The following is a 19447-nucleotide window of genomic DNA, read 5'->3' on the forward strand; positions in this document are numbered from 1 at the left end:
GGCTTTTACCTGCTGCTTTCAAGGAATGGCTGAAAGTCTTATGCTCATTCGGTGATTTCGCAAAGAGCATTTCGCATCTAGGCTTTCCTCATACCCAGCGACCCAAGCGAGGACCAGATGGGCGGCGAGATACGCTTTCTGTTGAACGACACCGAGATCCGCCTGAGCGAGGCCGGATCGCGCGACACCCTTCTGGATTTCCTGCGGCTGGAGCAGCGCCTGACCGGCACCAAAGAGGGCTGCGCCGAAGGCGACTGCGGCGCCTGCACGGTTCTGGTGGGCCGGCTGCATCACGGCCATCTGCATTACGAGCCGATCAACGCCTGCATCCGGTTCCTCGCCTCGTGCCACGGCTGCCATGTCGTCACCATCGAGCATCTGCGGGGCCGCGACGGCGGGCTGCATCCGGTTCAGGCCGCGATGGTCGAACATCACGGCAGCCAGTGCGGTTTCTGCACGCCGGGCTTTGTCATGGCGCTTTACGGGCTCTGGATGCAGAACCCGCGCCCCGACATGCTGGCGATCGAGACCGCGCTGCAAGGCAACCTCTGCCGCTGCACCGGCTATGAGCCGATCGTGAAGGCGGCCTTCGCGGCCTCCGAGGCGGGCGGCCAGAACTTCGATGCCCTGACCGTGGAACGCGACCGTGTCACCGCCGCACTGAACGCGATCCCGCGCGAGCGGGTCGAGGTCGCGCGCGGCAATGACCGCGCCATCCTGCCTGCGGACGCCGCCGATCTGGCGCAGGTGCTGGCCGAAAACCCAAAGGCCACCATCGTCGCGGGTGCCACCGACGTGGGCCTGTGGGTGACGAAATTCCTGCGTGACATCTCTCCGGCGGTGTTCATCGGCCATCTGACCGACCTGAAGAAAATCGAGATCACCCCGGGCCATATCACCATCGGCGCCGGCGTGACCTATTCCGAATTCGAGCCCTTCGTGCTGGCGCATTTCCCCGAGGCGCTGGACTATTGGCGCCGCATCGGCGGCTGGCAGGTTCGGAATGCCGGCACCATCGGCGGCAATGTCGCCAATGGCTCGCCCATAGGCGAGACCCCGCCCCTGCTGATCGCGCTGGGTGCCACCCTGCGCCTGCGCAGCAGCGCCGGCAGCCGCGATCTGGCCGTCGAGGACTACTTCATCGACTACGGCAAGCAGGACCGCCGCCCCGGCGAATTCCTTGAATCGATCACCGTGCCGCTGAAGGCCGAAGACGCGCGCATCGCGGCCTACAAGGTCAGCAAGCGCCACCACGCCGATATCACCGCCTCGGCCGCCGCCTTCCATGTCGAAACCGATGGTGCGACCATCACCTGTGCCCGCGTGGCCTTCGGCGGCATGGCCGCAACGCCCAAGCGCGCGAAAAGCGCCGAGGCCGCGCTGAAGGGCCAGCCCTTTACCGCCGAAACCTTCGAGGCCGCCGCACAAGCCGTCGCGAATGATTTCCAGCCGCTCAGCGACTGGCGGGCCAGCGCCGAATACCGCCAGCAACTTGCCGCCAATTTCTTCCGCCGCTTCTGGCTTGAACAGTCGGGCGCCGAACACCGCCTGAGGAGGGTCGAATGAAACAGGACGTTTTCGTGAAGGGCGCCGCACATACCTCGATCATCCATGACAGTGCGGTCAAGCATGTGACCGGGCAGGCCGATTACACCGACGATCTGATGATGCCCGAGGGCACGTTGCACGGCTATCTGGGGCTCTCCTCGGTCGCGCATGGTCGCATCACAACGATGGATCTGGACGCGGTGCGCAAGGCGCCGGGCGTGCATCTGGTGCTGACCGCCGAGGACATTCCCGGCGTCAACGACATCAGCCCCAATGGCCTGCATGACGACCCGGTCTTTGCCACGCCCGAGGTGCAGTTCCTGGGCCAGCCGATCTTTGCCGTCATCGCCGAAACCCGCGATCAGGCGCGACGCGCCTGCCAGCTGGCGCGCGTCGAATATGACGAACTGCCCTTTTCGCTGGATGCCATTGCGGCGCGGGATGCCGGGATGGGCTATGTCACTAAGCCCCTGAAACTGGCGCGCGGCGACATGGCGGAAATGGAGAGCGCCCCGAAAAAGCTGCAGGGCCGCCTGACCGTCGGCGGGCAGGAACACTTCTATCTGGAAAGCCAGATCGCCTTTGCCATCCCCGGCGAGGATGACGAGGTGATCGTCAACACCTCGACCCAGCACCCCAGCGAGGTGCAGCATATGGTCGCGCATGTCCTGGACATCCCCTCGAACGCGGTGGTGGTGCAGGTGCGGCGCATGGGCGGCGGCTTTGGCGGCAAGGAATCGCAGATGAACGTGTTCTGCGTCACCGCCGCCCTGGCCGCGAAAAAGCTGAAACGGCCGGTCAAGGTCCGCCCCGACCGCGACGACGATTTCCAGATCACCGGCAAGCGGCATGATTTCGTCATCGACTACAGCTGCGGTTATGACGAGACCGGCAAGATCCACGCGGTCGACGCCGATTTCTACGCCCGCTGCGGCTTTTCGGCCGACCTCTCCGGCCCTGTCACCGACCGCGCGCTGTTCCATGCCGACAACGCCTATTACTATCCGGCGGTCGAGCTGCGCAGCCATCCGATGAAGACGAATACTGTCTCGAACACCGCGTTTCGCGGCTTTGGCGGCCCGCAAGGCGTCATCATGGCCGAGCGCATCGTCGAGGACATCGCCTATGCACTGCGGCGTGATCCGCTGGAGATCCGCAAGCGCAACCTTTATGAAAACGGCCAGCTCACCCCCTATCATCAAGAGGTCGAGGATCAGATCCTGCCGCGCCTCTTCGAGGAGCTTGAAGCCAGCAGCGATTACCACGCCCGCCGTCAGGCCGTGCTGGATTTCAACGCCCGTGGCGGCACCATCCGCAAGGGCATCGCCCTGACCCCGGTGAAATTCGGCATCAGCTTTACCGCGACCTGGTACAATCAGGCCGGCGCGCTGATCCATATTTACTCGGACGGCTCGATCCACCTGAACCACGGTGGCACCGAGATGGGTCAGGGCCTGAACACCAAGGTGGCGCAGGTCGTGGCCGAGGCTCTGGGCGTCGACATCGGCCGCATCAGGATCACCAAGACCACCACCGAGAAAGTGCCCAACACCTCGGCCACGGCGGCGTCCTCGGGGTCGGACCTGAACGGCATGGCCGCGCTCAATGCCTGCGAGCAGCTGCTGGCGCGGCTGGCGACCTTTGCCGCCGAGACGCGCGGCATCGCCCCCGAACAGGTCAGCATCGGCGAAACCGTCCGAATCGGTGACGAAAACCTGCCCTTTGCCGATTTCATCCGATCCGCCTATCTGGCGAGGGTGCAACTGTCGGCGGCGGGCTTTTACAAGACGCCGAAAATCCACTGGAACCGCGACACCGGGCGCGGGCGGCCCTTCTATTACTACGCCTATGGCGCCGCCTGCGCCGAGGTCTCGGTCGATACGCTGACCGGCGAATATGTCGTGGAACGCGCCGATGTGCTCCACGACGTGGGCCGCTCGCTGAACCCGGCGCTGGACAAGGGTCAGGTCGAGGGCGCCTTTATCCAGGGCATGGGCTGGCTGACCTCCGAGGAACTCTGGTGGGATGCCAAGGGCCGGCTGCGCACGCATGCGCCCTCTACCTACAAGATCCCGCTGGCCTCGGACCGGCCCAAGATCTTCAACGTGGCCTTGGCCGATTGGTCGGTGAATCGCGAAAACACCATCAAGCGCTCCAAGGCCGTGGGCGAGCCGCCCTTCATGCTGCCGATCTGCGTGTTCCAGGCGCTGAACATGGCCGTGGCCAGCTTCAACGATTACCGTGAAAACCCGCGCATCGACGCCCCCGCCACGCCCGAGCGTGTGCTGATGGCCATCGAGAACCTCAGATGATCCGGGTCGAGATCACCCGCGCGCGTGGCTCCGTCCCGCGCGAGGCGGGGGCGGTGATGACCGTCACCCCCGAGGCCACGCAAGGCACGATCGGCGGCGGCCAGCTGGAATATATGGCCATCGACCGCGCCCGGCAGATGCTGGCGCGCCACGAAACCACCGCGACGATGGACGTGCCGCTCGGCCCCGAGATCGGCCAGTGCTGCGGCGGCCGGGTGGAACTGGCGCTGACCCATGTCGACAGCCAGCCGGCCGCGCCCGAACATCCGCAGGTGCTGATCTTTGGCGCGGGCCATGTCGGCCGGGCGCTCGCCAAGGCGCTGACCCTTTTGCCGCTGCGGCCGATCCTGATCGACCAGCGCAGCCATGAACTGGCGCAGGCGACGAGCGAAACCCGCCTGACCCCCCTGCCCGAGGCCGAGATCCGCGCCGCCCCATTCGGCACCTGCGTCGTCATCCTGACCCATGACCACGCCTTGGACTTCCTGCTCGCAGCCGAGGCGCTGCGCCGCCTCGACGCCCCCTATATCGGCATGATCGGCAGCGCGACCAAGCTCGCCCAATTCCGTCGCTTCGCCCGCGCTCAGGGGCTTGATACCGACCGCCTGACCTGCCCCATTGGCGCCGGCTGGTCCAAGGACAAGCGCCCCGAAATCATCGCCGCCTTCACCGCCGCCGAGATCATCGGCAGGCTGACCCAAACCGTTTCACCATTTGAAAAATACCCATGCGACAGCTGATCCGGGGGCGCACGCTCTCCTTCCATGCCGACCCCACCGACACCGAGAACGCCTTCACCTATCACGAGGACGGCGCGATCATCACCGACAACGGCCGCATCGCCGCCATCGGCACCTATGCCGATCTGCAAGAACCCGGCCTGGCGGAAATCGACAACCGCCCGCATCTGATCCTGCCGGGCTTCATCGACACCCATATCCATTTCCCGCAGGTGCAGGTGGTGGCCAGCTGGGGCGCGCAGCTTCTGGACTGGCTCAACACCTATACCTTTCCCGAGGAATCGCGCTTTGCCCAGCAAGGCCACGCCCCGCAAATGGCCGAGCATTTCCTGAACCTGCTGCTGGCGCATGGCACCACCACGGCAGTCGCCTATTGCTCGGTCCACAAGCAATCCGCCGAAGCGCTGTTCTCGGCCGCCCATGCCCGCAACATGGCGATGATCGCCGGCAAGGTGATGATGGACCGCAACGCCCCCGAGGGCGTGCTGGACACCCCGCAATCGGGCTATGACGACAGCAAGGCGCTGATCGAAAAATGGCATCGCACCGGGCGCCAGCGCTATGCCATCACGCCGCGCTTTGCCATCACCTCGACGCCCGAGCAGATGCAGATGACCGGCCAACTGGTGCGCGAACATCCCGATTGCCACATCCAGACGCATCTGTCGGAAAACCGCGACGAGATCGCCTTCACACTCAGCCTTTACCCCAAGGCGCGCGACTATCTCGACATCTATGAGACTTACGGGCTTCTGGGCGACAAGATCCTGCTTGGCCATTCGATCCACCTCGAAGAGCGCGAGATCGCCCGAATGGCCGAGACCGACAGCCATCCGGTCTTCTGCCCGACCTCGAACCTGTTCCTTGGCTCCGGCCTTTTCGACGAAGGCGGGTTGCGCGCGCGCGGCATCTCCTCGGGGATTGCCACCGACATCGGCGGCGGCACCAGCTATTCCATGCTGCAGACCCTGAACGAGGGCTACAAGATCCTGCAGTTGCGCGGCCAGAAACTGCACCCCTTTGCCGCCTTCCATTGGGCGACGCGCGGCAATGCCTGCGTCTTGGGGATGGAGAACGAAATCGGCACCCTCGCCCCTGGCTCAATGGCCGATCTGGTGGTGCTCGACAGCCGCGCCACCCCCGCCATGGCGCTGCGCATGGAGCGCGCCACCACGCTGGCCGAAGAGCTGTTCATCCTGCAAATCATGGGCGACGACCGCAGCGTGGCCCAGACCTATGTCGCCGGCCAGCCGATGCTGGGCTGACGGGGCATGAAAAAGCCGCGCCCTGCTTGTGCAGGCGCGGCTTGATCCTGCGCGGCGCCCCGAGGGCTCAGCGCATGCCGAGCGCCTCTTTATAGACTTCCAGCACGGCTTCCTCTTCGGCCAGATCGTCCTTGTTCTTCTTGCGCAGCGAGATGATGGTCTTCAGCGCCTTGGTGTCATAACCGCGACCCTTGCTTTCGCTGTAGACCTCTTTGATCTGCTCGGCGATGTCCTTCTTTTCCTGTTCCAGATGTTCGATGCGCTCGACAAACTGGCGCAGTTCATCCGCAGTGACCTGATAGGCGTCCATTGCTAGCCATCCCTTTCCGTGGAGCACGACGCCCCACATCCGTGCCGTTTCGCGCCGGTCTAGGCGGTCTTGCGGGCGGGTGCAATCATCGCTAGGCCCAAACCCAGCAAGGAGGCAGGCATGACGATTTGGGACGGGCTGATCTGGGGCGGAACCGCCCTGACTGCGGTGGGTCTGGTGGCGCTGGTCTGGTGCATCATCAGCGCCGCGCGCGCCAAGGCGCGGGTCACCGATGACGCCACCATGCGCGAGCTGATGCGCCGCGTCATGGTCGTGAATATGGCGGCGCTGGCGGCCTCGGTCCTTGGGCTGATGTTCGTGGTGCTTGGCATCATGCTGGGGCGCTAGATCATGCGGGCCCTGATCCAACGTGTCACCGAAGCCAGCGTCACCATCGACGGCGAAACCGTGGGCCGCATCGGCGCCGGGCTGATGGTGCTGGTCTGCGCCATGCAGGGCGATCCCGAGGATGCGCCCGAAAAGCTGGCCGCCCGCATCGCCAAGCTGCGCATCTTTCGTGACGAGGCCGGCAAGATGAACCGCTCGGTCAGCGATATCGGCGGCGCGGTGCTGGTGGTCAGCCAGTTCACCCTGGCCGCCGACACCCGCACCGGCAACCGCCCCGGTTTCTCCAGCGCCGAGGCCCCGGCACGCGGCGAGGCGCTGTATCTGCGCTTTGCCGAAAGCCTGCGCACATTGGGCCTGCCGGTCCAGACCGGACGCTTTGGCGCCGATATGGCGGTGGCGCTGGTCAATGACGGGCCGGTGACGATCTGGATGGACAGCACCGACCGCAGTTAGACTTATCCCCACGCAACTGTTGACTTTCAGGCGCGGACAGCCGATATGCGTCGGGTTGCCGCCCGCTGCCGCGTGAGCAGCCGACGCCCCTTGCGTCAGGTCGGCACCATTTTCCGGTTTCCCATTCACGCGGGGAGGCTTGCGGGCAGACCGTATCTCGCCCGCCCCTCGCAACCCGCCGCGCGGCCCGGATCCTCCGGCACGCGGCCCCTTGTCCTCGTGCGCCGATACGGCTGGCGGCGGGGCCGAAAGACGACATGACTGAGCAATCCAGCCGCCCGAACCGTTCGGGCAAACCCCGCCAGCACGGCGAGAACCCCTCGCGTGGCGGCAAGCCGCAATTCCGCGGCGGCAATGCCAAGCCGACCACCGCGCACCGCCGCCTGCGCGACGAGCCCGAGGAAAAATTCATCCGCCGGGCCATCCCCGATATCGACACGCCCTTTACCCGCATGGGCATCGACGCCCGCGTGGCGGTGAACCTGCCGCCGATGGGCATTGATGCGCCCTCGCCCATTCAGGAAAAGGCCATCCCCGGCATCGTCGAGGGTCGTGACCTTCTGGGCCTTGCCCAGACCGGCACCGGCAAGACGGCGGCCTTTGGCCTGCCGATGCTGACGCGCCTGCTGAACATCGGACGCAAGCCCGAGCCCAAGACCTGCCGCGCGCTGATTCTGGCGCCGACGCGCGAACTGGCCACCCAGATCGCCGAAAACATCGACGCCTATGCCGCCGGAACGCCGATCCGGCAGTTCCGCGTTGTGGGCGGGGCCTCGATCAATGTGCAGACCATGCGCATGGAACGTGGCGTCGATGTGCTGATCGCCACCCCCGGCCGCCTGATCGACCTGATCGAGCGCGGCGCGGTCGATCTGTCGCAGACCAAATATCTGGTTCTGGACGAGGCCGACCAGATGCTGGACATCGGCTTTATCCACGCGCTGCGCCGCATCGCCAAGATGCTGCCGCGTGAACGTCAGACGCTGCTGTTCTCGGCCACCATGCCGAAACTGATGGAAGAGCTGGCCGAAAGCTATCTGACCGATCCGCTGAAAGTGGCCGTGAACCCTCCGGGGCAGGCCGCCGCCAAGATCGAACAGGGCGTGCATTTCGTCAATCAGGGCGACAAGGCGACGCTTTTGGCCGAATATCTGGCCAAGCACCGCGACGAGCTGGCCATCGTCTTTGGCCGCACCAAGCATGGCTCGGAAAAGCTGTCGAAGCTGCTGGAGAAATGGGGCTACAAGGTCGCCGCCATCCACGGCAACAAATCGCAGGGCCAGCGCGAGCGCGCCCTGGCCGGCTTCCGCGCCGGTGAGACCAAGGTTCTGGTCGCGACCGACGTGGCCGCGCGTGGTCTGGACATCCCCGAGGTGGCGCATGTCTATAACTACGATCTGCCCAACGTGCCGGAAAACTATGTCCACCGCATCGGCCGCACCGCGCGCGCCGGTCGCGACGGCCGCGCCATCGCCTTTTGCGCCCCGGCGGAAATCGGCGAGCTGCGCGCCATCGAAAAGGCGATGAAGTCGCAGATCCCGGTGGTCGGCGGCGAGGTCCCCTTCGAGGCGGCCAAGATCCGCGAACGCGGCGGCCCGGCCGGCCGTGGCGCTGCGGGTCAGGATGCGCGCAAACGTCCGGCACGCCGCCCGTCGCGCGCGCCGAAATCGACCCAGCGCACCTGACCGCGCAAAAACGTGAGCCACGGCCTTGCGCCGTGGCTTGCGGCCTGCGGGCCCGCACGGCTATCTGCCGGCATGGCCAAGCTTTATTTTCACTATTCGACGATGAATGCCGGCAAGAGCACGCTCTTGCTGCAAGCGGCCTACAATTACCGCGAACGTGGCATGGCGACGCTTTTGCTGACGGCGGCGCTGGATGATCGTGCCGGTCCCGGCGTGATCGCCAGCCGCATCGGCATCAGCCAGCCCGCCACCGCCTTTACCCCGCAAACCGATCTCTTCGCCCTGATCGCCTCGGTCCGGGATTGCGCCTGCGTCTTTGTGGACGAGGCGCAATTCCTGACCGAGGCACAGGCATGGCAACTGGCCCGCGCCGCCGACGATCTGGGCGTGCCGGTGATGTGCTATGGGCTGCGGGTGGATTTTCGCGGGCAATTGTTTCCGGGTTCGGCGGCGCTGCTGGCCTGGGCCGACGATCTGCGCGAGGTGCGCACCATCTGTCATTGCGGGCGCAAGGCCACCATGGTCGTGCGTCAGGATGCGCAGGGCCGCGTGCTGCGCGATGGCGCCCAGGTGCAGATCGGCGGAAATGAAACCTATGTCTCGCTTTGCCGCCGGCATTGGCGCGAAGCCCTGGGAGAAACCTGATGAAAGCCAGCAATACCGCCCGTGCCTATGGCGGGGTCGCCCGCCTGTTCCATTGGACCATCGCCCTGCTGATCCTGGCCGCCATCGGCCTTGGACTTTATGCGGGCAGCCTGCCGCGCGGCTCGCAAGAGGCGATGCAGGCGATTTTCCAGACCTTTTCGATCCACAAGACCATCGGGGTCGCAGCGCTGATCCTTGCCGTGCTGCGCATCCTGTGGACCCTGACCCAGACGCATCCGCGCCCGCTGCACCCCAACCGCGCGGTCGAGACCTTTCTGGCCGGCGTCGTGCATTGGGGCATGTGGATCGGCATGGTCATCATCCCGCTGTCGGGGTGGTTGCTGCATTCGGCGGCGCCGGGGGGCTTTTCGCGCATCCTCTGGCCGCTGGGCCAGCGCCTGCCGGGCGTGCCGCAGGATGCCGCGCTGGCCGAACGCTTTGCCAGCTTTCATGAAGCAGGCTGGTGGCTGCTGGCCGGGCTGGTGGTGCTGCATGTCGCCGGCGCACTGAAACATGCGCTGATCGACCGCGACGGCACGCTGCACCGCATGGCGGGCAGCCCCGACAAGGCACCCGTGCCGCCGGCCGCCGGCCCGTCGCATGCGCTGCGTCATGTGGTCGCGGCGGTGCTGGGGCTGGGGCTGTGGGTCGCCGTGGCGGTGATCTCGGTCATCGCCCCCGAAGAAGAGGCCAAGGCCCCGCCGGCCGCAACCACGGTCCAGACGGCCCCGCAGACCGCAGCGGTCACCACCGGCACTGCGCCCGCCTGGGCCGTGCAGCAGGGCGAGCTTGCCATTCAGGTCCAGCAGGGCCAGAGCCCGGTCAAGGGCCGCTTTGGCAAATGGCAGGCCACGATCAGCTATGATCCCGAAACCCGCAGCGGCCATGTCGAGGCCACGGCGGACATCGCTTCGCTGGAGCTGGGCTCGGTCGCCGATACCGCCAAGGGCCCGGATTTCCTGAACGCTGCCGCCCATCCCAGCGCCACCTTCTCGGCCGATATCCTGCCGCCCGCGACCGAGGGCGGGCCGGAGACGCTGAAGGGCACCATGACCATCGCCGGCAAGGCGATGCCGCTGGAATTCCCCGCCACCATCACCACCGAGGGCGATACCGCCACGGCGCGCGGCCAGTTCCGTCTGGACCGGCGCGACTATGGCGTGGGCGCGAGCTACGCCGATGAGGGCACCGTGGGCTTTGGCGTCGAGGTGACGCTGGATCTGACGGCAAAGCGGCAATAGCGAGCGGGGGATGCAGCAGCCGGCCCTTGCCGATCTTGCGGGGCCAGCAGCCATCCCCTACATCTGGACGGAAAGCAGAAAGGACTGCCCATGGCGATGGAAGCCCAGGATATCGAAGCCCTGATCCGCGCTGCCTTTCCCAAGGCGAGCATCACGATCACCGACCTTGCAGGCGACGGCAACCACTATGCCGCCGAGGTCATCGACGACAGCTTCAAGGGGTTGAACCGGGTCCAGCAACAGCGCGCGGTCTATGCGGCGCTGAAAGGCAGGATGGACGGCCCGAACGGCGCCCTGCACGCGCTGGCGCTGACCACCAAGGCCCCGGAATAACGGCGCGCGGCGGGGCCCGCCATGGCCCCGGCAATGCCAGGACAACAAAGGACAAGCAGGAAATGACCACCGATACCAGCGATGTGCGCCAGAAGATCCAGGACCTGATCGACGGCGCCGATGTGGTGCTGTTCATGAAGGGCAGCAAGGAAATGCCGCAATGCGGATTTTCCAGCCGCGTCGCCGGCGTGCTGAACTACATGAATGTCGATTACCGCGACATCGACGTGCTGAAGGATGCCGACATCCGTCAGGGGATCAAGGATTTCTCGGACTGGCCGACCATCCCGCAGCTTTACGTCAAGGGCGAATTCGTCGGCGGCTGCGACATCATCACCGAGATGACCCTCTCGGGCGAGCTGGACCAGCTTTTCGACAAGTCGGGCGTCGGCTATGACAAGGACGCCGCCGACAAGATCCGCGAAGCCAACGCCTGAGCGGCCGCCGCGCGTCATGAAAAAGCCCCGCCGGATTGGCGGGGCTTTTTGCGTTGCAGCGGCTCAATAGCCGTCGTCCAGGTCGTCGTCATCCTCGGGCGGGTCATCGCGGTGACGCCAGTCCTGCAGCCGCGTGGCCAGCGTGATGCCGACCGCCAGCGCGCCCAGGACCGGCGCCAGCGCCGCCGCGTTCGAGCCACGGACCCGATCCGCCGCCGCCCGGGCCTGCGTGCCGGTAAAGCCAAAGCGCTGCGCGGTGGCATCGCCGACCTGCCGGGCCGTGCCATAGACGCGGGCCTCGGCCTGATCGGCAAAGCGGTTGGCGCGATAGCCCAGATCGTCAGCGACGGCATGGACCTTTTGCTCGGCCCGGTCCATCAGATGGCTCGCCTTGTCCGAGGCCCGTTCCAACGCCGCATCGGCCGCGTCCGAGGCCTTGCCGATGGCGGTATTGGCCATCAGATGCAGCTGCTGCTCGACCTCGGTCTTCAGCTCGTCGGTGCTGGGCAGGCGGTGCTTTTCGCGCCCGGCCAGCGCCAGCAGGATCAACCCGATCACCGCCAGCGCCCCGCCGATCACCAGCGAGGCCCGCAAGGGGCCCCAGCCCAGGCCATGCGCCAGCCACGTCCATAGCGCCGCCAGCAGGAAGCCCGCCGCAAGCAGCAGCACGACTGCCGCTGCCCCGGCCAGCCCCGCCCGGCGCAGCCGGTCCGAAAGCGCAAGCCGCATGTTTCGGGTATAGGCGAACATCGATGTCCCTTAGCGGCGTGCGATGATCAGGCCCAGCAGGAAGCCGACGCCGGCCGCGATGCCCAGGGCCTGTGCCGGATTGCGGCGCACCATGCCCGAGACATCGTCGTAATAATCCTCGGCATAGCCCGCGACCTCGCTGGCGCGGCGCTCGCCCTCGCGGTAAAGGCGCTTGGCCTCGTGCCGAGCCTGTTCGGCATAGTCATGCCCGCGCGCGCGCAGATCTTCGGCATAGTCCTGACCACGGCGACGGGCGTGTTCGACGAATTCGGCACCTTTTTCGCGCGCGGTTTCCAGCGCCTCGGCGCCGCGTTCGCGGACATTGTCCAAGGCCTCGCCGGCATCGTCGACCGCGCGCCGGGCATGGTCACGCGCCTCGTCGGCGGCGCGGCGCGCCTCGGTGCCGATGTCGCGTGCCGCGCGACGAGCTTCGTCCTTCAGCTCTTCGGTGTCCCGGTTTGCCATGACTGCATCCTCTCAAGATGATTTGCTCTTCGACAGGGAAACGGCGCAAGGGCCCGCTTCGTTCCGGCGGATGCAGAAATTTGTGCTGCGGTGCAGATAAAGCCCGCGCACCGAATCGACGCGGGGCCGAAATGCGCGTGCAGCGTCACCGCCAGCCGCAGAAACCGAATCAAATCATGGGATTGGTTTTATGGTACCGCCTCCCCGGCTCGAACGGGGGACCTCTAGATCCACAATCTAGCGCTCTAACCAGCTGAGCTAAGGCGGCACTGGCGCGGGTATTAGCGCCAGCCGCCGGGGGGTGCAAGCCCCGTCTTGACGGAAAATGTGCGGCTTGCCGCAAAACCCTTGCCGCGCTAAGCAGGCTTGGGTCACGACAGCCGGAAGTTCCAGACATGAGCATCAACAGCGAAAGCGATATTGCCGCCAACCTGCAGATCGGGCCGACCGATCAGGGCATGGTGCGAATCTATGTCGAGGCCGAGGGCGTCGATCTGCCGCTGGATTTCGACCCCGAAGAGGCCGAGGAAATCGCCGAGGAACTGCTGGCCGCCGCCGAGGCCGCCCGCGCCATGGGCAATGCCGGCCCACAGGGCGGCAAGCCCGCTAAGAAGCGGCGCTGATCGCGCTGCCCGCCCCCAGGGGATCGGTCGCGGCCAGCAGCCGCGCCGCCGACACCCGGGCGATGTCGCGCAACAGCCGGTTGCGCCGCGCCCCGGCCAGCCGGGTTTCGGGCGCCATGCGCAGCATCTCGGCGCCGAAACTGTCGGCCCGGATCAGGCCGGCGCCTTCGGGCAGGATCTCATCGGGGAAATCGCAATCGACCGCCCAGAAGAACCGGTCGCAGAATTCCAGATAGCCCTGCCATTTGCGGTCCGAGACGAAATCGGCCCGGCAGCTCTTGCATTCGACGATCCAGATTTCGCCCTTGGGTGAAATCGAGATCACATCCACCCGCAGCCCGCCGGCCGGCACGAATTCCGCCAAAGGCGCATGGTCCAGCGACAAGAGCATCCGCGCCACGCCGCGCGTCAGGCGCTGGCCGGGTTTCGCCGGCAGCTTGTCGGAAAGATCACTGGCCATCATCGCCCGAACATGAACCAAGAGCGAACATCTTGCAAGCGCACCTCTGCGCCACCTTGCACCGGCACGGCCAAACGCCTATTTTCGGGCTTGGCGGGTTTCTGCTCTTCTCGTGTGTGGCCTCTTTTTCCACTGGCCTATAATTTCACCGAGGGGGCTGGCTCTGTCGGGGCCTTGGTCCCGTTATCCGGTTCCCACCTGGACATCCAGGCTTTCGGGGAAACTTGCGCTGCCACGGTTGCTGCGGTTCCCGCCGCCCCGCCCGCCCTGCGGTGCCAAATAATCCATAAATTTCAGGAATATGCGCGAAAAACCTGATTCCGGTTCGCGCGGATGCAGCCCGCCCTATCCGGGCGGGCGCAGGGATGCGGTCAGGCGCGGCCCAGCTTGGCCAGACGCGCCGCGCGCAGCGCCGCGAAATCGTCGCCGGCGTGATAGGACGACCGCGTCAACGGCGTCGCCGAGACCATCAGGAAGCCCTTGCCATAGGCGGCCTTTTCATAGCCCGCGAATTCCTCGGGCGTCACGAAGCGGTCGACGCGGTGATGCTTGGGCGTCGGCTGCAGATATTGGCCGATGGTGATAAAGTCGATGTCGGCGGCGCGCATGTCATCCATGACCTGCAGCACCGATTGCCGATCCTCGCCCAGACCGACCATGATGCCGGATTTGGTGAACATCGCCGGGTCCAGTTCCTTGACCCGTTGCAGCAGCCGCAGCGAGTGGAAATAGCGCGCACCCGGCCGCACTTCCAGATAAAGCCCCGGCACGGTTTCCAGATTGTGGTTGAACACATCCGGCCGCGCCTCGACCACGGTTTCCAGCGCACCCGGTTTCGATTTCAGGAAGTCGGGGGTCAGCACCTCGATCGTCGAATTGGGCGAGCGGTGTCGAATCGCGCGGATGGTCTGGGCGAAATGGTCGGCACCGCCATCTTCAAGATCGTCGCGGTCGACGCTGGTGATGACGACATGGTTCAGGCCCAGCTTTTGCACGGCATGGGCGACGCGGCCCGGCTCGAACACGTCCAGCGCATTGGGCTTGCCGGTGGCGACGTTGCAGAAGGTGCAGCCGCGGGTGCAGATCTCGCCCATGATCATCATGGTGGCGTGGCCCTGCGACCAGCATTCGCCCACGTTGGGGCAGCCGGCCTCTTCACAGACGGTGGACAGCCGGTTTTCACGCAAAAGCTCGCGGGTCTGCTTATAGCCTTCCGAAGTAGGCGCCTTGACCCGGATCCAGTTGGGTTTCTTGGGCTGTTCCTGATCGGGCCGGTGGGCCTTTTCGGGATGGCGCTGGTCGGGTATCCGAAGATCGCGCAAGGTCATGTCCTTTCGGTCGCGGTTCCGACAGAAATATCCTTTTGGACGGGCAAAAGCAACGAGGCGCTGGCAGGTGGGCAAGGCGCCGCAGCCCTGCCCTGCCAAGCCCTCGGCGCCGCGCCGCAGAATGGCCGCGCGCCGCCTGCCGCTTAGCTTGCCTGACCGCACAGCGCATCGACCCATTCCGGCACCACGCGGGTCGCCGGGCCCAGCCGCAGCTCGCCGAAATCGCGGCTGATCGCCGAGGGTTCGATGTTCAGTTCGACCGTGGCGGCACCGCAGCGCCGGGCATGTTGCGCAAGGCCGGCTGCGGGATGGACCTGCCCCGAGGTGCCGATGGCGGCAAACAGATCCGCGCTTTCGACCGCCTGCCAGATGCGTTCCATGTGATAGGGCACTTCGCCGAACCAGACGATGTCGGGCCGGGTTTCGGGCTGGCCGCAGGACGGACAGGGATCGCTTGCGCGCATGACCAGCGTCGCCGGCCAGCGGTGGCCGCAATGCGCGCAAAGCGCCCCCAGCAGGCTGCCGTGCATGTGGATGACATCGGGCGAGCCGCTGCGTTCGTGCAGGTCGTCGACATTTTGCGTGATCAGCGTGACGCCGTGATGGCGCGCCAGCCGCGCCAGCGCGCGATGCGCGGCATTGGGCCGGGCACGGGCGGTATCGGCGCGCCGCATGTTGTAGAAACGATGCACCAGCACCGAGTCGCGGCGGAACCCCTCGGGGGTGGCCACGTCCTCGATCCGGTGCTCCTCCCACAGCCCGTCGGTCGCACGAAAGGTCCGGATGCCGCTTTCGGCAGAGATCCCGGCACCTGTGAGAACGGCGATCCTCATGTCAGTTCGCGCAATAGGCCTCGGCCGTGGTGGCAAAATTGGTGTAGCGCGCCCAGAAGGCGTTATCGGCATCCGACTTGGACATGCGCACCTGCTGGGCGGCATCGGCATCGCGGAAAAACCGCGCGGCGCGGCGCTGGTCGGCACGCGACAGGGTCTGGTCGGCAACCTGCTGGATGCAGCCGCACAGGCGCTGGCTGCGCGCCGAACGGTCAGAGCTGACGCAGGCGGTATCGATCGGGCCGGCAACGGCAAGCGGTGTGGTCAGAACCATCGCAGCGGCGGCGATCTTCAGGCGGTTGATCATGATCAGTCTCCTCGGCTCTCGGCCCGGCTTCGGGCAAGTGGCGGCGGGGCTGAACGCCCTCGCGCGGCCGCCTTGTTATGTCATTGAGGTTAACAGAAGCGTTACATCGGCTCAATCGCGGGACCGCCCCATTACTGGAACCCCCGCCACGCAAGGTCGCAAGATATGCGATCAGGCCGGCACCGGCGAATAGCCGGCATCGCGAATCACCTGCTCGGCGCGGGCGGCATCCAGCCCTTCGACCTCGACCTGATGGCTGGCCAGATCGGTCGTGGCCTTGCCGCCGGCCTCGGTCACCGCCTGTTCGATGGTGGCGGTGCAATGCTTGCAGGTCATGTCTTGGACGTGGAATCTCATGCTGTCACCTTTCACGCTGGACCGCGCCATGATCGCGGCATAATGGCTGGGCTGCAATCTCCCGCAACCGAGGATCCGATGGGCAGCGAAAACTTTCGTGCCGCGCTGTTGATGGTCGTCTCGATGGTGCTTTTCGCCTTCGAGGACATGTTCATCAAGCTGCTTTCGGCCGAACTGCCCTTTGCCGAGGTGCTGGGGCTGATCGGGCTGTTCGGCTGGCTGGCGTTCTGGACGGCGCTGAAGCTGCAGGGCGGTCATCTGTGGACCGCAGATCTGCTGCGTCCGGGCGTCGTGGTGCGCAATCTGGCCGAGGCCGTCGGTTCGATCGGCATCGTGGTGGCGCTGGCGCTGTCGGAGCTGTCCTCGACCTCGGCGATCATGCAGGCACTGCCTTTGATGATCGTGCTGGGCGCGGCGCTGTTTCTGGGCGAGCCGGTGGGCTGGCGGCGCTGGTGCGCGATCCTTGTCGGATTTCTCGGCGTGATGCTGGTGATCCGGCCGGGGCTGTCGGGCTTCCAGCCGGTGTCGCTGATGGCGGTGGTGGCGGTGATCGGCCTGTCCACGCGCGATCTGGTGACGCGGCGCATCCCGGCGCATATCCCCTCGTTGCAGCTGGCGGCCTCGGCCTTCTTCACCATCCTTCTGGCCTCGATCGCGATGGGGCTGGTGCTGGGGCAGCGCTTTGTCTGGCCCGGCGCGCGCGAGGTCTTGCAGCTGACCGCCTGTCTGGGCGTCGGCATCGCCGGCTACAGCCTGCTGGTGACCTCGACCCGGCTGGGCGAAGCCTCGGCGCTGGCGCCCTTTCGCTACACCCGTCTGGTCTTTGCCCTGATCCTTGCCCTGACCGTCTTTGGCGAGCGGCCGGACGCGCTGACCCTGACCGGCGCCGGGCTGATCGTCGCCTCGGGTTGCTATGCCATGTATCGCGAGGCGATGCTGCGCCGGCGCCAGTTGCGTGCCGCCGGCATGGCGCCGATGTGACCCGACCCCGCCCCGCAGCAGATCCCTCTTTTCGCAACGCCATTCCCCGAGTATAGCCCGGCCATGACCGACCTTGATCTCATCCGCAATTTCTCGATCGTGGCCCATATCGACCACGGCAAATCCACCCTGGCCGACCGCCTGATCCAGATGACGGGGACGGTGGCCGAACGCGACATGAAGGCCCAGCTGCTGGACAGCATGGACATCGAGCGCGAGCGCGGCATCACCATCAAGGCCAACACGGTGCGGATCGAATATCCGGCCAAGGACGGTCGCACCTATGTGCTGAACCTGATCGACACCCCCGGCCACGTCGACTTTGCCTATGAGGTCAGCCGCTCGATGCGTGCGGTCGAGGGCTCGCTGCTGGTCGTCGATGCCTCGCAGGGCGTCGAGGCGCAGACGCTGGCCAACGTCTATCAGGCCATCGACGCGGGCCACGACATCGTGCCGGTGCTGAACAAGATCGACCTGCCCGCCGCCGAGCCGGACCGGGTCAAGGAAAACATCGAGGAAGTCATCGGCATCGACGCCTCGGACGCGATCCCGATTTCCGCGAAAACCGGCCTTGGCATCCCCGACGTGCTGGAGGCCATCGTCACCCGCCTGCCCGCCCCCAAGGGCGACCGCAATGCGCCGCTGAAAGCCATGCTGGTCGACAGCTGGTATGACGCCTATCTGGGCGTCGTCGTCATGATCCGCGTCATGGACGGCGTGATCAAAAAGGGCGACCGCATCCGCATGATGCAGACCAATGCCGTCTACGGCATCGACAAGCTGGCGGTGCTGAAACCCGCCATGGTCGATATCGGCGAACTGGGCCCGGGCGAGATCGGCGTGCTGACCGCCTCGATCAAGCAGGTGCGCGACACCCGCGTCGGCGACACCATCACGCACGAGCGCAAGGGCACCGACACGCCGCTGCCGGGCTTCAAACCCGCCCAGCCGGTGGTGTTCTGCGGTCTCTTCCCGGTCGATGCAAATGACTTCGAGGCTTTGCGTGACGCCATCGAGAAACTGGCGCTGAACGACGCGAGCTTCAGCTATGAGATGGAGACCTCGGCCGCGCTTGGCTTCGGTTTCCGCTGCGGCTTCTTGGGCCTGCTGCACCTTGAGGTGATCCGCGACCGGCTGGAGCGTGAATACGATCTGGACCTGATCACCACCGCGCCCTCGGTCGTCTTCAAGCTGCACATGAAGGATGGCGAGGTGCGCGACCTGCACAACCCCGCCGACATGCCCGACCTGACCTATGTCGACCATATCGAAGAGCCGCGCATCAAGGCCACGATCATGGTCCCGGACGAATATCTGGGCGACGTGCTGAAGCTGTGCCAGGACCGGCGCGGCATCCAGATGGACCTGACCTATGCTGGCAACCGCGCCATGGTGGTCTATGACCTGCCGCTGGCCGAGGTGGTGTTCGACTTCTACGACCGCCTGAAATCGGTGACCAAGGGCTATGCCAGCTTCGACTATCAGATCAGCGAATACCGCGAGGATTTCCTGGTGAAGATGTCGATCCTTGTGAACGACGAGCCGGTCGATGCGCTGTCGATCATGGTTCACCGCGACCGCGCGGAAAGCCGTGGCCGGGTGATGGTCGAAAAGCTGAAAGAGCTGATCCCGCGCCACATGTTCAAGATCCCGATCCAGGCCGCCATCGGCAGCCGCGTCATCGCGCGTGAGACGCTGTCGGCGATGCGCAAGGACGTGACCGCGAAATGCTACGGCGGCGACGCGACGCGGAAGAAAAAGCTGCTGGAGAAGCAAAAGGCCGGCAAGAAGAAGATGCGCCAGTTCGGAAAAGTCGAGATCCCGCAGACAGCGTTTATTCAGGCGCTGAAGATGGACAACTAAGGGAGGGGCGCTGCGGCGCCCTTTTTTGTATGCGCTTAGGCCGTGTTGACAAAAGGGGTTCCGTTGGCAGTCGTCCTATGATTCAAGCTCATCTCTGCTTGGGAGATGGGCTTGGCGCGCAACCTGATATCCGACGATGAGTGGGCCTTCTTCGAGGGCTTCA

At 65.6% G+C, this 19447-nt stretch carries 22 protein-coding genes and 1 tRNA gene; 14 read left to right on the forward strand and 9 right to left on the reverse strand.

All coding sequences use genetic code 11. The features are described from left to right. The first annotated feature begins 117 nt into the window (after positions 1 to 117). The 4 genes from xdhA to guaD are packed head-to-tail and all read left to right on the forward strand — an operon-like array spanning position 118 to position 5865. The gene (gene xdhA / locus GL279_RS17210) at positions 118 to 1566 is read left to right on the forward strand and encodes a xanthine dehydrogenase small subunit (RefSeq protein ID WP_155065860.1); all 1449 of its coding nucleotides are present in this window, start codon (positions 118 to 120) and stop codon (positions 1564 to 1566) included. Next, positions 1563 to 3860: a xanthine dehydrogenase molybdopterin binding subunit gene (xdhB, locus tag GL279_RS17215; protein ID WP_155065861.1), complete on the forward strand. Its 2298-nt coding sequence runs from the start codon at positions 1563 to 1565 to the stop codon at positions 3858 to 3860. Before xdhA ends, xdhB begins: the two co-directional genes overlap by 4 nt. Further along, complete coding sequence (xdhC, locus tag GL279_RS17220; protein ID WP_155065862.1) at positions 3857 to 4600, forward strand: xanthine dehydrogenase accessory protein XdhC; 744 nt, start codon at positions 3857 to 3859, stop codon at positions 4598 to 4600. Before xdhB ends, xdhC begins: the two co-directional genes overlap by 4 nt. Beyond that, complete coding sequence (guaD, locus tag GL279_RS17225; RefSeq protein ID WP_155065863.1) at positions 4588 to 5865, forward strand: guanine deaminase; 1278 nt, start codon at positions 4588 to 4590, stop codon at positions 5863 to 5865. Before xdhC ends, guaD begins: the two co-directional genes overlap by 13 nt. 67 nt (positions 5866 to 5932) lie before the next feature. Here guaD and GL279_RS17230 read toward each other — a convergent pair whose 3' ends face one another. After that, positions 5933 to 6175 carry a DUF2312 domain-containing protein gene (locus GL279_RS17230; RefSeq protein ID WP_155065864.1) on the reverse strand — a complete coding sequence of 81 codons (243 nt, stop codon included), beginning with the start codon at positions 6173 to 6175 and terminating at the stop codon, positions 5933 to 5935. A gap of 120 nt (positions 6176 to 6295) precedes the next feature. On the opposite strand from GL279_RS17230, the gene GL279_RS17235 reads away from it, so the two are divergent. From GL279_RS17235 to grxD, 7 genes are all read left to right on the forward strand, one after another. Then, on the forward strand, positions 6296 to 6523 hold the full coding sequence (locus GL279_RS17235) for a hypothetical protein (protein ID WP_155065865.1): 228 nt from the start codon (positions 6296 to 6298) through the stop codon (positions 6521 to 6523). A 3-nt stretch (positions 6524 to 6526) separates the two neighbouring features. After that, a complete protein-coding gene (gene dtd, locus GL279_RS17240) occupies positions 6527 to 6976 on the forward strand; it encodes a D-aminoacyl-tRNA deacylase (protein WP_155065866.1) in 450 nt (149 codons plus the stop codon). Between the two features lie 257 nt (positions 6977 to 7233). Beyond that, the gene (locus tag GL279_RS17245; protein ID WP_155065867.1) at positions 7234 to 8661 is read left to right on the forward strand and encodes a DEAD/DEAH box helicase; all 1428 of its coding nucleotides are present in this window, start codon (positions 7234 to 7236) and stop codon (positions 8659 to 8661) included. A gap of 72 nt (positions 8662 to 8733) precedes the next feature. Then, positions 8734 to 9306, forward strand: a complete 573-nt coding sequence (locus GL279_RS17250) for a thymidine kinase (RefSeq protein ID WP_155065868.1) — start codon at positions 8734 to 8736, stop codon at positions 9304 to 9306. Further along, positions 9306 to 10547, forward strand: coding sequence for a cytochrome b/b6 domain-containing protein (locus GL279_RS17255; RefSeq protein WP_155065869.1), 1242 nt, complete (start codon positions 9306 to 9308; stop codon positions 10545 to 10547). The genes GL279_RS17250 and GL279_RS17255 overlap by 1 nt, the downstream gene beginning before the upstream one ends. 90 nt (positions 10548 to 10637) lie before the next feature. After that, positions 10638 to 10880: a BolA/IbaG family iron-sulfur metabolism protein gene (locus tag GL279_RS17260; RefSeq protein ID WP_155065870.1), complete on the forward strand. Its 243-nt coding sequence runs from the start codon at positions 10638 to 10640 to the stop codon at positions 10878 to 10880. A 62-nt stretch (positions 10881 to 10942) separates the two neighbouring features. Further along, a complete protein-coding gene (grxD, locus tag GL279_RS17265) occupies positions 10943 to 11317 on the forward strand; it encodes a Grx4 family monothiol glutaredoxin (RefSeq protein ID WP_155065871.1) in 375 nt (124 codons plus the stop codon). 63 nt (positions 11318 to 11380) lie between these two features. Here grxD and GL279_RS17270 read toward each other — a convergent pair whose 3' ends face one another. The 3 genes from GL279_RS17270 to GL279_RS17280 all read right to left on the reverse strand — a co-directional run bounded on the left by GL279_RS17270 (position 11381) and on the right by GL279_RS17280 (position 12800). After that, a complete protein-coding gene (locus GL279_RS17270) occupies positions 11381 to 12067 on the reverse strand; it encodes a phage holin family protein (protein WP_155065872.1) in 687 nt (228 codons plus the stop codon). Between the two features lie 9 nt (positions 12068 to 12076). Continuing rightward, complete coding sequence (locus GL279_RS17275) at positions 12077 to 12532, reverse strand: ElaB/YgaM/YqjD family protein (RefSeq protein ID WP_155065873.1); 456 nt, start codon at positions 12530 to 12532, stop codon at positions 12077 to 12079. A gap of 191 nt (positions 12533 to 12723) precedes the next feature. Then, positions 12724 to 12800, reverse strand: a tRNA-His gene (locus tag GL279_RS17280). 127 nt (positions 12801 to 12927) lie between these two features. On the opposite strand from GL279_RS17280, the gene GL279_RS17285 reads away from it, so the two are divergent. After that, a complete protein-coding gene (locus GL279_RS17285; protein ID WP_155065874.1) occupies positions 12928 to 13155 on the forward strand; it encodes a DUF6324 family protein in 228 nt (75 codons plus the stop codon). Here GL279_RS17285 and GL279_RS17290 read toward each other — a convergent pair. The 5 genes from GL279_RS17290 to GL279_RS17310 form a co-directional block, all read right to left on the reverse strand. Then, the gene (locus GL279_RS17290; protein WP_155065875.1) at positions 13139 to 13618 is read right to left on the reverse strand and encodes an MmcB family DNA repair protein; all 480 of its coding nucleotides are present in this window, start codon (positions 13616 to 13618) and stop codon (positions 13139 to 13141) included. The genes GL279_RS17285 and GL279_RS17290 overlap by 17 nt on opposite strands. 368 nt (positions 13619 to 13986) lie before the next feature. Next, on the reverse strand, positions 13987 to 14943 hold the full coding sequence (gene lipA / locus GL279_RS17295) for a lipoyl synthase (RefSeq protein WP_155065876.1): 957 nt from the start codon (positions 14941 to 14943) through the stop codon (positions 13987 to 13989). Between the two features lie 143 nt (positions 14944 to 15086). Continuing rightward, positions 15087 to 15776, reverse strand: coding sequence for an NAD-dependent deacylase (locus GL279_RS17300; protein ID WP_155065877.1), 690 nt, complete (start codon positions 15774 to 15776; stop codon positions 15087 to 15089). A 1-nt stretch (position 15777) separates the two neighbouring features. Further along, positions 15778 to 16083, reverse strand: coding sequence for a hypothetical protein (locus tag GL279_RS17305; RefSeq protein WP_155065878.1), 306 nt, complete (start codon positions 16081 to 16083; stop codon positions 15778 to 15780). A gap of 171 nt (positions 16084 to 16254) precedes the next feature. Continuing rightward, a complete protein-coding gene (locus GL279_RS17310) occupies positions 16255 to 16440 on the reverse strand; it encodes a heavy-metal-associated domain-containing protein (RefSeq protein ID WP_155065879.1) in 186 nt (61 codons plus the stop codon). Between the two features lie 42 nt (positions 16441 to 16482). On the opposite strand from GL279_RS17310, the gene GL279_RS17315 reads away from it, so the two are divergent. Beyond that, a complete protein-coding gene (locus tag GL279_RS17315) occupies positions 16483 to 17421 on the forward strand; it encodes a DMT family transporter (RefSeq protein WP_246175370.1) in 939 nt (312 codons plus the stop codon). Positions 17422 to 17484: 63 nt separating this feature from the next. Beyond that, positions 17485 to 19284 (forward strand): translation elongation factor 4, encoded by a 1800-nt coding sequence (gene lepA / locus GL279_RS17320; RefSeq protein ID WP_155065881.1) that lies wholly within the window; start codon positions 17485 to 17487, stop codon positions 19282 to 19284. Positions 19285 to 19447: the final 163 nt, after the last annotated feature.

This window comes from Paracoccus limosus (assembly GCF_009711185.1).
GTDB classification, from domain to species: domain Bacteria; phylum Pseudomonadota; class Alphaproteobacteria; order Rhodobacterales; family Rhodobacteraceae; genus Paracoccus; species Paracoccus limosus.